Source organism: Ruminococcus sporogenes (assembly GCF_054655175.1).
Map to the genome: position 1 here is coordinate 568029 of NZ_BAAHOA010000003.1, position 17053 is coordinate 585081.

At 42.5% G+C, this 17053-nt stretch carries 8 protein-coding genes; all 8 read left to right on the top strand.

Annotated elements, in window-relative coordinates:
• Positions 1 to 2: 2 nt before the first annotated feature.
• Positions 3 to 3347: a non-ribosomal peptide synthetase gene (locus ACYQ0N_RS12930; RefSeq protein ID WP_460162921.1), complete on the top strand. Its 3345-nt coding sequence runs from the start codon at positions 3 to 5 to the stop codon at positions 3345 to 3347.
• A 35-nt stretch (positions 3348 to 3382) separates the two neighbouring features.
• Entirely contained in the window at positions 3383 to 4072 is a 690-nt protein-coding gene (locus tag ACYQ0N_RS12935) for a thioesterase II family protein (protein ID WP_460162922.1), read from the top strand.
• A gap of 8 nt (positions 4073 to 4080) precedes the next feature.
• On the top strand, positions 4081 to 4827 hold the full coding sequence (locus ACYQ0N_RS12940; RefSeq protein ID WP_177531929.1) for a thioesterase II family protein: 747 nt from the start codon (positions 4081 to 4083) through the stop codon (positions 4825 to 4827).
• Between the two features lie 99 nt (positions 4828 to 4926).
• Positions 4927 to 5625 (top strand): ABC transporter ATP-binding protein, encoded by a 699-nt coding sequence (locus ACYQ0N_RS12945; protein WP_460162923.1) that lies wholly within the window; start codon positions 4927 to 4929, stop codon positions 5623 to 5625.
• Position 5626: 1 nt separating this feature from the next.
• Positions 5627 to 7855 (top strand): FtsX-like permease family protein, encoded by a 2229-nt coding sequence (locus ACYQ0N_RS12950; protein WP_460162924.1) that lies wholly within the window; start codon positions 5627 to 5629, stop codon positions 7853 to 7855.
• A gap of 15 nt (positions 7856 to 7870) precedes the next feature.
• Complete coding sequence (locus ACYQ0N_RS12955) at positions 7871 to 9298, top strand: phosphopantetheine-binding protein (RefSeq protein ID WP_460162925.1); 1428 nt, start codon at positions 7871 to 7873, stop codon at positions 9296 to 9298.
• Between the two features lies 1 nt (position 9299).
• Positions 9300 to 16628: an AMP-binding protein gene (locus tag ACYQ0N_RS12960; protein WP_460162926.1), complete on the top strand. Its 7329-nt coding sequence runs from the start codon at positions 9300 to 9302 to the stop codon at positions 16626 to 16628.
• A gap of 9 nt (positions 16629 to 16637) precedes the next feature.
• A partial coding sequence (locus tag ACYQ0N_RS12965) for an ABC transporter transmembrane domain-containing protein (RefSeq protein WP_460162927.1) occupies positions 16638 to 17053 on the top strand: 416 nt, incomplete at its 3' end.

Sequence of the window (17053 nt, forward strand, 5' to 3'; positions counted from 1 at the left end):
AAATGAATGAAAATAGTGAAGAAATGAAAACCGACGATCTTATCGCTTCTTTGGAAGATAAGGGCATAAAACTTTGGACGGACAACGGGAAGCTGCGTTATTCCGCACCACAAGGCGTTATGAACAGTAACATAGTACAGCTTTTGAAGAATAACAAAGATAGCTTAATGGAAAATCTGAGCCGTGCAAAGGACGATCTTAAAATAATCCATGACGAAGAAAAAAGATATGAAAGGTTTTCTCTTTCGGGTATTCAGGGCGCATACCTTATGGGAAGGTCAAAGAACATGGAGTACGGCGGTCTTGCCTGCCATATCTACATGGAGTTTGAATATGACAAGTTGGAAAGAGAAAAGACACAAAATATCTGGAACAGAATCATATCTGAAAACGATATGCTCCATGCGGTCATAGACCGTGAAGGCTGGCAAAGAGTTCTTCCCAAATGGAACAGATTTGAGCTAAATGAGAACGATCTTACAGAACTTTCGGAATCACAGCAGTCTGAAGCGATGGAGAAGATAAAGCGCCGACTTGGGAACAGAGTATTCAACACGACAGAACTACCGCTCTTTGAGGTAGAACTTTCACAGCTTGGAAACTGTACTGTCATGCACTTTTCCATTGATATGCTCATAGTGGACTGGACAAGCGTTTGGCTGATGCTAAACAAATTTGAAGAGTATTACTACAACGGCGATGATATAGAAAAGCATAAACTTACCATTACCTTCCGTGACTACATGGAAGCATACAAAAATATCCCCGACACCCAAATGTACAAAAAAGCTGAAAAATACTGGAAAGAACGCATAAACGATCTTCCCTCGGCGCCGCAGCTGCCTGTAGTTGGTAGAGGCGGACAGGAATTTAAGCGTTTTGAACTGCGACTTCCCGAAAAGGATTGGTTGTTTTTCAAGTCACAGGCACAGAAGATAGGTGTTACTCCCGTTGCGGCGCTTGTTACGGCATATAGTTCAGCGCTTGAAAGATTCAGTACAAATAAAAGGTTCATTTTAAATCTCACCACCCTTAACAGAATGCCCCTTGACGAACAGGTAAAAAGCCTTATCGGCGATTTTACTTCTCTAAGCCTTATCACTATTGACAACAGAGGTGACAGGACTTTCTCACAAAGAGCCGAAGATACCAATAAGACCTTGTTTGAAGTATTGGATAACCACCTGTATACGGGTATGGAAGTGGCAAGGGAGAAAACAAGGCTCGGAACAGGTGATAAATTCCTTATGCCCTATGTGTTCACAAGTTCGGTGGGACTTATTAACAATGAGCAGTCCGGAGCTATGAAGGGAAGATACCGGGGCGGTATCAGTCAGACGCCTCAGGTGTTCATAGACTGTCAGGTAATGGACGGGAAATGGGGGCTTATCATAAACTGGGACGTCCGTGATGACATATTCCCTCAAGGACTGCCAGAAAGAATGTTTGAACTGTTTTCGGACAGGATAAGGGAACTCGCCCGATCCGCCGGTAAGTGGAACGAGAGCAGTCTTATCGAATTGGAAGAGACTGAAAAATACTCCGACGAAAACAACTACCAAAGGCTGCCAGAACATCTTATCCATGAAAATATACTGAAAAGCGCCGAGATGTACCCTAACAAAACAGCGGTGGCTGACAGCGAAAACGAATGGAGTTACAGCGAACTTGTAAAAAGAGCGTCTGCGGTCGCACTGGAACTTAGAAAAAGAGATGTCAAACGAGGTTCATATATAGCCGTAGTCATGCCCAAATCGGTATGGCAGACAGCAGCGGTAATTGGAATATTATCGGAGGGCTGCGGGTATGTCCCCATTGATGCGGAACAGGCTAAAAACAGGCGCAGGCTGGTACTGGATAATGCAGACATTAAGGCGGTTCTTACGGTAAGTGGCTATGATGAAGGCTTTGAAGGGTATGATGTTATAAAGGCAGATACTCTACCCATAGCGGGCAAAAGCGTACTCAAAGCCGAAGGCAATCCTGAAGATGTGGCTTACATAATACATACATCCGGTTCAACAGGCGTCCCCAAGGGAGTGGTGATAACCCACAAGGCTGCTGTAAACACCATAGAGGACATAAACAACAGATTCGGAGTATGCTCAGATGATGCTATACTCGGACTGTCACAGCTTAATTTCGATCTCTCCGTGTATGATATATTCGGTGTACTGTCTGTGGGAGGTACTCTTGTTTATCCCTCAAAGGAAAAGTACACTAATCCCTCCCACTGGGCAGAACTTATAAGCAAGTATGATATTACCTTATGGAACAGCGTTCCTGCATTTGCACAGATACTTTGTTCGTATCTTGACACAGAAAAGAATTTGACTTATAACAACTTCAAGACAGTAATGCTTTCAGGCGACTGGATACCCCTTGAACTTCCCGACGCTCTGAAAAGGTATATGCCAAACGTGCGTATAGCTTGTATGGGCGGCGCAACAGAAGCATCTATATGGTCTAATATCCATGAATATAGTTCCCTCAGACCTGAATGGAAAAGCATTCCCTACGGCAGGGCGCTTTTGAATCAGGAAATGTATGTAATGGACGAAAACCTGAACATATGCCCTATGGGTGTAAAGGGAGAGATATGTATAGGTGGCGTCGGACTTGCAAAGGGTTATCTGAATGACAAGGAAAAAACCGATATATCCTTTGTTACAGCGCCAAACGGCAAGCGTATATACAAAACAGGAGATATGGGAAGATACGACGCAAATGACGAGATAGAGTTCCTTGGCAGAATGGACACACAGGTAAAGATAAGAGGGCACAGAATAGAACTGGGAGAAATAGAAAGCTGTTTCAATTCCTGCGACGGGGTGAGCAATTCCGTATCGGTACTGATAAAAAAGGACAGGGTAATGAAACTGGTTCTTTTTGTAACAGCTGAGGGCGGTACAAATGAGGAAGCGCTGAGAAAGTATGCTAAAGATAATATCCCCGAATACATGATCCCCGACAGGTTTGTGTTTCTCCGCGAAATGCCTTTGACACCAAACGGAAAGGTAAACAACCATAAACTTAAAGAACTTGCGGAAAAGCTCATCTCCGAAAGCAAAAGCGATATCAATGAAACGGACGCGCTGATGACACCTACGGAAATAAAAGCCGCGGAGATAGTAAAAAGGACTCTTGGTATCGACAGTGTAGATCCGAATGCGAACCTTTATGACTACGGTGCAAACTCATTGGTAATGGCACAGCTTGCAGGGGAACTTGCGCCAATGATCAAGGACGCATCAGCCTTCGACAGTATACTGATGAATCTGTTTGAAAAGCCTACGGTACATTCGGCGGCTGAGGCGATAGATGAGATAAACAGCGACAATTATTAGGCTATACCTTATATTAATTATCGGAGGTTAATCTATTGATAAAAATAAAACTATTCTGTTATCCTTGGTCGGGAGGAAACGGCGCTTTATTCTTTAAGTATTCAAAACTCCTTGGGGAAAATTTTGATATAATACCGTCGGACATGGATATTGACGAAAGCAAGTCATTCAAGGAAAATATAACTGCCGCCGCCGATAAGGTGACTAAGAAGTTGGAGAAGGATGAAATGTTTATCCTTTTCGGTCACAGTATGGGAGCCGTAGTCGCCTTTGAAATTGCTAAGCTATTAGTCCGAAAGATAGACTGTGACCGGATGGGACTGATAATATCGGGTATGCTCCCTCCCACAAGGGAACTGTTGGGACAGCTTGACAGCGATCTTACCCGTGAAAGCGCCAAAAGCTATTCCTCGGAGCTGGGCATGAATAATCTTGATATGCTACCCGATGCTTTTCTCGATGGGGTAATTTCAAAGATGAATAAGGACAACAGATTCCTTAAAGGCTACGAAAGCTGCGAAAACGGTAAAATACCCTCTCCAACAGCGGTGATATATTCGGAGCAGGAACTTGAAATGGGAAAGCCCAAAGCATGGGCGGAACTGCTCAGCGGTGATGTGGAATATATAACTGTTAACGGCAAGCATTTTTACTTGACGGAGGATATAGCGCCCGTTAGTTTCGCCATAAAAAGCATCGGCGAAAAACTACAAAAAGGCAGGTGATAAAACATATGGCAGAAAATTGGTTCAAGTATGAGGACGGCGCAGCAGACTCCCGAGGAAATGTATTCTTGTTCCCGCATGCGGGAAGCTCCGCTTCTTTCTTTGCACCTTGGAAACGTAATGTCCCACATGAATGCGGTTTTTATCCCGTACAATATCCGGGACGGGAAAACCGCCGTAGGGATGCGGTTTCCGTAACAATAAGGGAACTGGCAGAGAGATTCGTAAAGGACGAAGGAGAGCTTTTAGTTCAAAAGCCCTTTGTGCTTTTCGGTCATTGTATGGGAGCATTGATATGCTGGGAGATAGCGCTGGAACTTCAAAGAAACAGCATGAAAATGCCCTGTGCCGTAGTTGTATCTTCCTCCGCTTCTCCTGCCGAAAGAGCAATAAAGAATGCAGATGATATGAGCCGTGACGATATAGTGGACTATCTATGTGAAATGGGCTTTATCGACAGGTCTATAACCAGGGAAAAGGAATTTTTTGAATACTATATGTACCTTATGAAAATAGACATGACGCTGCTAAGAAATTATGACTATGAGGGACAGAGGGAACAGAAAGTAAATTGTCCTATATATTCCTTTAACGGCAGAGACGATGACAAAAAGCTGTTGGAGCAGTCTTTGGAATGGGAGAAATTCACAAAAAACGGCTTTGAACAAAAACTGTTTGAGGGCGGACATTTTTATTTAAGCGATGATCCTCAAGGCGTCGTGGCGAGTCTTGAGGAGATGATCTTCAGAGGGTAACAAACTATAAATGAGCATTATCAGCCAAATGCCAAAAATGCAGCATCAACGTTATGGAGTATTGGATAACAAGTAGTAAACAGGAGGAAAGATCGGTCTATGTTTATTAAAGTAAATGATCTAAAAAAAAGTTATGGAAACGGCAGGATGAGCGCCGAAATTTTAAAGGGCGTCAGTTTTGAAGTGAAGGTAGGCGAGATACTGACTGTTCTCGGACCTTCGGGTTCGGGTAAGTCTACCCTGCTGAATCTGATAGGGGGACTTGATACCGCCGATTCGGGAAGTATACAAATAGACGGGACGGATATTGTGGGACTTTCCGAAAAGAAGTTGTCCGCATTCAGAAGAAACACTTTCGGATTTATATATCAGTTTTACAATCTGGTGTCGGATCTGAATGTTTATGAAAACGTTGAGGTATGCCACTGGCTTGGAGACAAATCTTTAGAAATAGAGGATATGCTGAGCAGAGTGGGAATGATGGAGCATAAAAACAAATTCCCCGACGAACTTTCAGGGGGAATGCAGCAAAGGGTCAGCATTGCAAGAGCCTTGTCTAAAAATCCAAAGATACTTTTTTGCGACGAACCCACAGGTGCTCTTGATTACAGATCGGCACACGATGTTTTGGAAGTTATAGAGGATATACACAAAAAATCAAATACGACCATAATCATAGTGACGCATAACACCGCCATTGCAGATATGTCAGACCATGTTATCGAGATTAAGGACGGTATAGTAGCTTTGGATAAATACAATGACAATATCCTTTCAGCAGCGGAGGTGGAATGGTAAAATGCCTATTAACAAAAGACTGAAACGAGAACTAAAAAAAAATTTTGCAAAATACTTTTTTATAGGTCTTGTTTTATTTATGGGGATAACTATAATATCCGCCTTCTTTGCAGCTACCGACGGTATAATGGGTACTATAGAGAGCGAACAGTATAATTGTAATGTGGAGGACGCAAACGTAACGCTCATCGAACAGCTTAGCGACGAAAACATTTCAAAGCTGCATAAAATGGGAATAAAGGATATAGAAGACACAAGCTATTGCGACATTAACGCATTAGGTGAGAGCGACTATATACTGCGCGTTTTCAAGATGAGAGAAACAGTTGACAAGCTGTCACTTATCGATGGTAAAATGCCAGAAAATGACGAGCAGATTGTACTTGAAAGTAAAACAGCGTCCACTAAAAAGCTGTCGACAGGAGATAAACTCAATGTGGACGGCAGGAATTACACATTGTCGGGAACAGTGGCAGCGGTAGACTACAATAATGTACTTCAAACGGTCTCATCGGGCGTATCAAACCTAAAAGCATTCGGACTTGGTTTTGTTTCAAAGCAGGCATTTGAAGGACTTGACAGCGCCAAAATGACGATACAATACAGCTTTACCGCAGAAGATGAGCAGAGCATAGATGATGCTTATGACTACCTTATAGATGAAGAGATTGCTGTAAGCATACTCAAACAGAGCGATAATCCAAGGATCAAGTCCATAAGCGATAAGACAAAGACGCTCAAGGCGGAAATAACGCTCATAAGTATTGTTTTTGTTTTGCTGGTGGCATTCATTTTTTACGCAATGTCCTCTGCTTCTGTGGAAAAAGACGGCGCTCTTATAGGAACATTTTTCTCAATGGGTTATACACGCTGGGAAATAGTCAGGCACTATATACGGCTTCCCCTGATAATAACCCTGATAGGTTCTGTTCTGGGCATGATCACAGGTTCGTTGCTGTTTGCAGAAATAATAGGAAAGACCACCTACAGCACATATTCCCTCCCCTCCTTCAGCGGTAAGGTGAATCTGTATCTTGTTATCATATGCTGTATCATTCCGTTTATAATACAGCTTGTCATTAACTGTCTGCTGCTTGCAAGAAAGCTGAAGATAACTCCTGCTCTGCTTATGAGAGGAAAAGGCAAGTCGGGCAAAGACTTCAGAAAGATAGACCTTTCAAAATTCAGCTTTCCCGTTAAGATGTATATAAGGATCATGCTTCGTGGCATAAAAAATCAGCTTATACTGTTTTTCGGAATAGTTATCGCAACGTTTTTCCTTGTTATGGGATTCGGCATGAAGGACACACTTGCGGAATATGTTGACGACGTAGAAAATGAGGCGCTGTATGAATACTGCTACATATTAGGCGCGCATGTTCAGACAGATGATACAGAGGACTGCGACAAAGCTACAGTGGAGGGTTTCCGTGTGGAATATGCAGGTATAAACATGAAACTGACAGTCTACGGCTTTAAGAACACAAAGCGTGTTGATGGCATAACATCCAATAAAAATGAGATCGTCATATCTGACAGCGTCGCTTCAAAGCTGTCCCTTGACGAGGGGGATACCATGACCGTATATTCCGAAAAACTGAAAAAAGACGTGGAGTTTAAAGTAACAAGGGTTATACACGATCCTGTTGGACTTAGTGCGTACATGGACAGAACTGCATTAAATGAAATACTGGAATATGATGATGCAAATGAATACTACAATGCCATTTTGTCTGACAAGGAATTGGAACTGCCCGAAGGAAGCGTCGCGGAAACCATTACACATGAAAATCAGGAGAAGGCGGCAAAGGAAATGAACTCCATGATGCAGCCTATGATAATAATGCTCATTGTTGTATCTTTGATTATATTTATCGCGGTAATGTATATGCTTTTGAAAATGATAATCGAAAAAAGTACACATTCCATATCACTTATGAAAATATTCGGTTATACCGATAAAGAAAATAACCGTTTCTACTTAAACAGCTTTTTCATTACGATTATTATCTCATTGATACTTTCTGTGATAATAGACAAACTGCTGTTTACTTCGGTATGGCCTGCACTCAATGCAAATCTTGTGGGGTTTGTACCTGTAAAAATACATTTTTATACATATGCTGTGATACTTGTATTCGGTTTGATATGCTATCTTATCGTCACCATGTTTTTAAAGGCAAGACTTAAAAAGATACCAATGAATACGGTATTGAAGCAAAGGGATTAAATAGTGGAGGTATAAATGGAAGATAAAAAAGTTATAGTAACTAAAATATGGTCAGATATATTCGGAGAGGAAAATTCCGATTACGATGATAACTTCTTTGAACTGGGCGGAGATTCCATAATGGCGCTGAAAATGTCGGAACAGTTAAAACAAAAGGGTTATACCATAAGCCTTATGGAGGTTTTTGACGATCCCACGCTGGGAGGAGTTTTAGATTCAGTCAGGCCTTTGAGCAATGCCGCAGGAACATCGTCTCTCACAGAGAAACAGAAACGCTCATATCCTGCAACGATACAGCAAAAATGGTTTTTCCGTAGGATCACACGGGAACGAGATCTATGGTGTGAATATGCGGTTATATCTCCAAAGAATGCAGAGGGCATGTCTCCCGAAAAGGTACTGGAGTTTTTGTTTGAAAAAAAGCTTCTTCGCAATTTCAACATAATAAGAGGTGATAACGGACTGTTCTTTGAAATGTCAGAAGATACGCCCATACTTGTGAAGACAGAAGCGCCTTTATCCCACCAAGCAGGCGAAAATGCGGCGAGGGAAAACATATCCCTTGAAAACGGAAAAACTTGCTGTATGGTATATGATAATATCGGAAATATGATGATTATAATACATCATTTGTTCTCTGACGCTGTAACCTTGAAAAATATCCTTTCCGCAATAGACAAGCAGGATGCTGACGGCGATTTTGACAACGCTTTGTATTGCGAATACGCATGGGAGCAGTACGGTAAGTCGGAAAATATTAAAGACGACCTATCTTATATGGAGGAGAGCGTCAAGTCCTACAATTCTGACGAAACAGTTATGACTTCCGGGGAAGACTGCTATGACACCCTTGTAGACATTTCAAAGGAATGGGGAGTATCCGTTGAAAGCATACTCATTGTACAGCTTTATAATGCAGCGTCGTTTCTTCCAGAAACAGTCATTGAAGTGGAAAGGATAGGCAGAGATACAATGGGAAAATGGGACGACATCTGCGGTTGGATCAGTTTCTCGGCTGCACTTGACCTATCGTGTACTGGGACTGGGAAACAGTGTGAAATGGCTGAGAGAATCGGAAAAGCAGTTGGCAGTCTTACCTTTGAAAAGGACGGACTTGACGGCAGCGAACCTGAAAAAGCGCTTACATGGAACTACATAGGAAACATTGATATTAGTTCGGACTTTGACAGCTTTACCGTAATGGATTTCGGACAGTTCAGTGGAAAAAATACGGGCAGATCCACCCCTATATACTTTACAGTGTATTTTAAAAAGGGCAGGCTGTACTGTAATGTAAACTATGACAGTCTTATTTATACAAGAGAACAGATGAACAGCTTTCAGAAAGCATTTTTAACAAATGTGCAGCAACTGTCTGACAACTACAATACAAAGCATACGGATGAGCTAAGTTCTATACTTGAAGTGATGGGAGGCGTCTGAAATGAAGATAATAAAGGTCAATGGGCTTACTCCCATTCAGTCGGGAATGCTTTTCCAGTATATGCTCTCCAATGACAAGTCGTCATATATGGGTACGGAGATATTTGAACTGGAAGGCAATATCAACTCCGATATATTTAAGAGCGTACTGGATAAAATTTCAGACGAATACGAAGTATTCCGCACCAATGTGATATATGATAAAATAGATGTGCCTAAAAGCGTTGTTATAGACAAGCGTACAATACCCTTTGAATTTCACAAAGCGGTAACTGATGAGGAAATAAAACTGCTCACTTATAAAATAAATGCAGAGCAATTTGAAAAAGGATTTGACATTCAAAGGGATTCTCTCATAAGGCTTGACCTTATTGTTGGTGAAAACAGCAGCGTGATAATATTTTCCTTTCATCATATTCTCATGGACGGATACTGCGCAGCAATGATAGCCGATATAATAATGAAAAATTACGGCAAGCTGCTGGGCAGACAGATCGAAAACGACAGGGAGTATGTTCCGTTCTCCGCTTATCAGGACTGGATAATAATACAGGATATGTCTCAAAGCCGTGAATACTGGCATGAGTATCTAAAGGATATTTCACCTGTTCAGCCCTTGGAACTTATACAATTCGGAAGCGACAGGAAAAAGGATGTGGGACACAGTTCCCTTACAGTTGAATTTACCCCTTCTGAAACCAGGGAACTGCTATCGGCTGCCGCCGCCGGAAATGCGACGCTAAATATATATATGCAGTGGCTTTGGGGCATTACACTGTGCAGAAATTTTTCCTGTGATAAAGCTGTATTTGGAACGGTGGTATCTTACCGTCCTGCAGAATTTAGCAATGCTGAGCGTGTTCTCGGTCCTATGATAAACACCGTCCCCGTTGTTTTTGAATGCAGCAGCGACATCAAGATCACAGAACAGCTAAACGCTTTCCGTAGGAGTTTCCTTGACTCAATGGAACATTCGTGGATAGGTCTAGGAGAAATAAGCAAGGCCGTCGAGGACTGTGAAAATCTTATAGATCACTTATTTGTGTATGACAATTTCCCCGAAATGGATTTTGGCAGCATAAAAGAAAACACAGGCTTTCAAGTGAAAAATTTCAAACTGGAGGAACGTACCGAATACGCTCTCACATTGGAAGTGTCAAAAACCGACAGAATAAGGATAAGATTCAATTTCAACAGCGGCAGATATTCCGCCGAAAGTATTGAAAGGTTAGCAGAACTTTACAAAAATATCTGCGTGAGCGCCGTAAACGCACAGTATCCAAAGGATATAGAAAATATATCGGAGGAATTTGCACACAAACTGAAGAGAGAAATACAAGCTGTTGCCGACAGTACGGAAAAGGGCAGTATCACTTATGAATTCAGCAAAGCAGTAAGGGAACAGAGAGACAATACCGCTTTAGAATTAAACGGCGATGTGATTTCCTACAATGAACTTGACAGGATAACAGACGCTCTTGCTTGGAAACTGCATAGTCTCGGACTTGGCGAGAATGCAAGGATAGCGGTAGATATTACTCCCTCCTTTGAGGTGATTGCAGCTATGATAGCGGCTGTTAAAATAGGGGGCTGCTATGTTCCCTTTGATCTGACGCTGCCGCAAAAGCGTTTAAATGATATTATAAAAGACGCTGATATAGATATTCTTTTGACTGTTGGGACCAAGGAAATACCCTCATTCAATATCAAAACTATCGCAGTTGAAGTAAATGAACTTAAAAATACAACAGCTCCAAGCGACAAAGCGTTCATATGTAACAGAAATGAAAAGAGCATTTCAAATATTATGTTTACATCCGGTACTACCGCAAAGCCCAAAGGTGCGGTACTCAATGACGGAGGTGTGACGGGACTTGTAAAACACGGAAACGTGATAGATCACAGCAGGATAAGCTGTCAGTTCCAAAATTCCTCCATCGCCTTTGATGCCGCTACCTTTGAGATATGGGGCGGTCTGCTGCACGGAAAACGGGTAGTTATTATAGATAAGGACACTCTGCTGTCAGACGAGAAATTTGCCGATAAGATACATGAAAACAAGGGCTGCTGTCTGTTTCTTACTACTACTCTTTTCAACAATTTTACCGAGCGGAATGCCTCTATGTTTGACGACGCTTCTTACGTTGTAACAGGCGGTGAAAAGTTCTCGGAATACCACGGTAAGCTGTTTATCGAAGCATGCCCGCAAACTAAACTTGTGAATGGTTACGGTCCTACAGAGAGCACTACCTTTACCACAAGTTTTGAGATAACACCAGAAAGCCTTGAAGACACTGTTCCCATAGGCTTGCCCATTGACACAAGAGGCGTATTGATATGCGACGAAAATCTATCTCCCCTGCCTCCGGGATCAAAGGGCGAGATCATCATTTACGGTCAGGGGCTTGCTGTAGGCTACTGCGGCGACAGCAAAACAACAGCGGAAAAATTTGTAACGCTCCCTTGGGGCATATCTGCTTACAAAAGCGGCGATTACGGTCATATAGATGATACGGGGAATGTTTATTTCAGTGCAAGATGTGATGAGCAGCTAAAGATAAGGGGATTCAGGATCAGCGCCGAGGAGATAGAAGCGGCGCTGCGTGAATGCACAGATGTACTAAATGCTGCTGTTTTACCCTTTAAAAATAAGCACGGAAGTATGTATCTTACTGCATTTGTGGTACTTAAAGGCAACAGCGGCAGCTTTGCACAGGTACAGCAGAGGATCACAGCAGAGCTTGGAAATTTACTCCCATACTACATGATACCTGCGGAGTTTGTCAAATTTGATGAACTGCCTGTAAATTCAAACGGAAAGCTGGACAAAAGCCTGCTGAAAGCCCCGGAAGAACACACCGAGGAAATAGTTCTTCCCGTTACCGATACCGAGAAAGAGATCTACGGACTGTTCAAGGAGGTAATGGGTGACAGTGGATTCGGAATGGAACACTCCTTTATCAATATCGGCGGAGATTCCATAAAGGCAATGAAATTTACCGCAATGGCAAAGAAAAAGGGCTATAACATAACTGTTGCAGACCTTTACAGAGAACAAACTCCCGCACGTCTGGCGGCATACATAGATTCTATGGGAGAAGTAAAGGTACAGGAGATAAAGGAGATCACTCCCGACACAGAACACAGATATGACAAATTCCCCTTGAACAATGTTCAGATAGCTTATCTTTCGGGCAGGAGCAGCGATATTGTTCTTGGCGGTTACGGAACGATGTTCTTTTCCGATGTTGAAGGAGATTATAACAGAGAAAAATTTGAAAAAGTGCTTAATATACTCATTAAACGGCACGATATGCTAAGAGCCGTTATATACGATTCGGGACATCAGCAGATACTTCCTCCTGAGCAGACGTTTTACGAACTCTGCGAAGAGGATATAAGGGGTATGAGCGATAAAGAGCAAAGAGAATATTTGAGCCACCGCAGCGACGAAATGAAAAATATTGTTTTTGAAATCGGTAAATGGCCTATGTACAAGGTTCACATGATAAGGACGGCAGAGGATCATGTTCATGTGCTTTATGCCTTTGATGCACTTATCATGGACGCATTCAGCGTTATAATGCTGGCAGGAGAATTGAAAGATACATACGGCGGAAAAGTTTCAAACGAAAAACTGGAACTCTCCTTCAGGGATTATGTTCTGGAAACAGAGAAAATGCATAAGGAATATGAAACTGATAAGAAATTCTGGACAGCTAAAGCAGATGATTTCCCGTCTGCACCGTCACTTAAATTTAAAACATTTCCCGAAAATATAAAAAACTCACGATTCAGCAGAAAGCACATGACATTTGAAGAGGAAGTATGGAACAATACAAAAAAGCTTTCGGCAAAGCTGAATATAACTCCTGCGGTGCTGCTGTGCGGTCTTTATGCCTATACACTGTCCCTTTACAGCGGTCAGTCACAGCTTGCGGTAAACCTTACTGTTTTCAGCCGTGAACAGATACACAAACAGGTGGACAAGATACTGGGCGACTTTACAAAGATAGTTTTGCTCGACTACGATTTTACAAACTCGGACAGCTTCAAAAATATATTATCAGACAGTCACAACCGTCTGAATGAATATCTTACACATCTTCGCTATGACGGTATTGACTTTATGCGTGAACTTGTAAAGAAAAACAAGCCTGTAAACGGTCGCCCCATCATGCCTGTAGTATTCACAAGCGCACTGTTTGACAATGACATGGTGTATGACTATGATAAAGCCGCTTCACGGACACCGCAGGTATATCTTGATTGTCAAGCAATGCTCCAGTGCGGAAAATTGAATGTGGTATGGGACTATCCGACAGAACTTTACGATAGCAGCTATATAGACGAGATGTTTGAATGCTTTACCGAGTTTATTCTCGGCGGTGAGAAGATGCTTGAAAAGCCTTTCCCAAAAAGCGAAAAAACTGAAATCTTCTACAAAAACTACAACGATACTTCATGGCTGGCGCCCAACATCACTTTGCAGCAGCTTGTTAAGGAAAGTCTTGACAATGACGGCTTTGCAGACAATATATGGCTGTATGATGAAGATAAAAGCTATACTTATGCGGAAACAAGAAAAAATGCGTACAGATACGCTGCGCATTTACAGTCGGAGGGGATAGAATGCGGTGATTTTGTATGCATTGAAGGAGAGAGAAACGCACAAACTCTCTTTAAAATACTGGCGGTAATACTTTGTGGCGGCGCATATATCCCTGTACAGCCTTCATGGCCGGATGACAGAAAAAAAGCTATAAGAGAGCAGAGCAAATATAAATATCTGTTTAATGAAAAGACACAAATAACAGAAGGCAGCTTTAAATACCGTGAAACTGCTTACGATGCCCCCGCTTATGTTATCTATACTTCGGGAAGTACAGGCGCGCCAAAGGGTGTGCTTATAAATCAAAGCGCCGTTACCAATACGATCCTTGACATAAACGAGCGTTACTTCGTAAAGGAAACAGATGTGTTTGCGGCGGTGTCATCATTTTCCTTTGACCTTTCGGTCTATGATATATTCGGATCTCTTAATGCAGGTGCGGCAATGTCGCTTGTGCGTAATATGAAAAATATCAGCGAAGTTATAAACAGCTTGGAACGTGACAGGGCAACTATTTGGAACACCGTTCCTGCACTTATGAGTATTCTCACTTCCGAACTTGAACGTAGGTCCAACATGGGCAAAAAGCATACGATTCCTATGCGTCTCGTACTGCTAAGCGGCGACTGGATACCCGTACAGCTTCCACGGGAGATAACAGGCATTTTCGGTGATATAAACGTCGTAAGCTTAGGAGGTGCAACAGAGGCTTCCGTCTGGTCGATAGCCTATGACATTGATACAAAAAAGGAATATGTCACACATATCCCCTATGGCTATCCTTTGAGAAATCAAAATATGTATGTGCTTAGCGGTTCCTGTGAGCCTCTGCCCAAAAATGTTGAGGGGGATATATATATAGGCGGCGTTGGAATTGCTGACGGCTACCAGAACGATCAAAAGCAGACTGATGCAGCCTTTATTCAGCATAAAACATTAGGCAGGATATACCGTACCGGTGACAGGGGATATATCTCCCAAGAGGGCTGTATGGAATTTTGCGGCAGACAGGATATGCAGGTAAAGATAAACGGATTGAGAATAGAACTGGGCGATCTTGACAGCGCCGTTAAGAAAATGCGGTACATTAAAGACTCCGTTTCGGCTGTTCAGACAAACGGCGAGGGCGGTGATATTATCTGCACATATATCCGCTGTAACAGCAAGAACACCGATGCAGTACTCGATGCAGATGATACCGTATTAAATATCACTTCACAGGAAAACGAGATACTGTCGGGATTTGATATTGACAGCTACCACAGCTTTATGAACACACTTGAAAAACATTGTGTAAGCTGTATGGCAGAAGCGCTTACAGCAATTGGCATTGAAAAACTGTCGGGAGAGCATATCTCCCCGAATGAGATAGTTAAAAAGCTGAAAATAGCCGACAACAGGGTGAAGAATTTCAGACAGTGGTACAACACATTGAAAAAATACGGTGTTATTGGCTATGAAAACGGTATTTTTACCTTTGACGTCTCAAAAATACACTTTCCCGATGAATATATGAAACAACTAAAGGACATGGGTATTCCTGACGCTGCGGAACATATAATGCATTATGTTGTTTCCGTAAGAAAGCTGCTGCCTGATATAATGCTGGGAAATGCAGACCCTATGTCCGAGGTATTCTTTAAGGACGGCGATCTTAAAAACGGTGTAGGTGTGTACCGCAACAGCGTGACAGGACAGATATACGGCAGACTTGCGGCGGAACTCACAATGTCGTTAGCGACGGCTAACAAGGACGGACCTTTCAGGATATTGGAAGTCGGTGCAGGTGTGGGAGGTACCTCCGATTATGTAATTGACCGTATAAAGAGTATGAACAACGTAACTTATTTGTACACCGATCTTTCTGATGTATTCCTTGATGAAGCAAGAAAACGTTACGATGGTCTTGACTTTGTGGATTACAGCATATTTGACATAAACCTTCACCCCAAGGCACAGGGGATACCACTTCACAGCTTTGACCTTATAATAGGCGCAAATGTGCTGCATGACGCGCACAACATTGATGATACCATTGATGAATTGCATCTGCTCCTTGCAAATGACGGAAAGCTGCTTATCATAGAAACTACAGTCAATACAGCGATACAGATGATAACTGCCGGATTTGCCGAAGGGCTTACAGCTTATTCGGACGACAGAGTGGAAACGGATCTTCCTGCATATTCAGAGGAGCAGTGGAGAAACAGTATAGTCAAAAATAACTATTCGTCTCCGCTGATGTATCCTTATGATGACAAGGCAAGGGAAAAGCTGCAAACAGTACTTATACTTACTCAGTCAAAGGAGACAGTTGCCGTAGTTGACGAGGAGGATATCATGTCACAGCTCAAACTAAAGCTGCCCGATTATATGCTGCCAAAATTCGTTATCGAAATGCAGAAATTTCCTCTGACAGCAAACGGCAAACTGAACGTTAAGCGTCTGCCGAAAATGAACGTTGCTGCACAAAAAAGAGGAGAGATAGTTCCTCCGAAAACGCAACTGCAAAGGGAATTGGCAGAACTCTGGAAGGAAAACCTCGGTGTACGGGAAATAGGCATAACGGATAATTATTTTGCACTGGGCGGCGACTCTCTTAAAGCCATAAGGCTTATGAGCAGAATAGAGGAACACGGGTATCACATAGATATGAACGCCGTATTCAGATGTACCACAATCGAGGATATGGCAGCGGAAATAGGATCGGACAGGTAGGAGAGAAAAATGGCAGAAAAAGCAGAAAAAAGGGAAAATGTAGTTATCAAAACAGGACTAAAACATAAATGGAGCCTGCTGATAACTGTGCTTCTTGATGTTGCGGGAACAGCGGGAACTATAGCCATCTACTATTTCATATATAAGGTAATTGAGGAAATAGCAGACAAACATGCAGTTATCGACGATATTGATAAATCGGTACTCGCCTCCATGTGTATAGGTATGCTGATATGTGCGGCGGCAGCGGTGCTTTGTACCGTTATAGGATCTGTACTTGCACATTCAGCGTCCTATTCGGTGGGATACGAACTCAGAAAGGGCATAATGGAAAAGCTGTCAAAGGTGGAACTGGGCTTCTTTTCCAAAAACCGCAGCGGCGACATAAAAAAGGCGGTTGCAGAGGACTGTTCCTCCATCGAAAA

Excerpts from the sequence above, each read along its gene's own strand:
- ACYQ0N_RS12930 (WP_460162921.1), top strand. The coding sequence starts at position 3 with ATGAATGAAAATAGTGAAGAAATGAAAACCGACGATCTTATCGCTTCT.
- ACYQ0N_RS12940 (WP_177531929.1), top strand. The coding sequence starts at position 4,081 with ATGGCAGAAAATTGGTTCAAGTATGAGGACGGCGCAGCAGACTCCCGA.
- ACYQ0N_RS12945 (WP_460162923.1), top strand. The coding sequence starts at position 4,927 with ATGTTTATTAAAGTAAATGATCTAAAAAAAAGTTATGGAAACGGCAGG.
- ACYQ0N_RS12950 (WP_460162924.1), top strand. The coding sequence starts at position 5,627 with ATGCCTATTAACAAAAGACTGAAACGAGAACTAAAAAAAAATTTTGCA.
- ACYQ0N_RS12955 (WP_460162925.1), top strand. The coding sequence starts at position 7,871 with ATGGAAGATAAAAAAGTTATAGTAACTAAAATATGGTCAGATATATTC.
- ACYQ0N_RS12960 (WP_460162926.1), top strand. The coding sequence starts at position 9,300 with ATGAAGATAATAAAGGTCAATGGGCTTACTCCCATTCAGTCGGGAATG.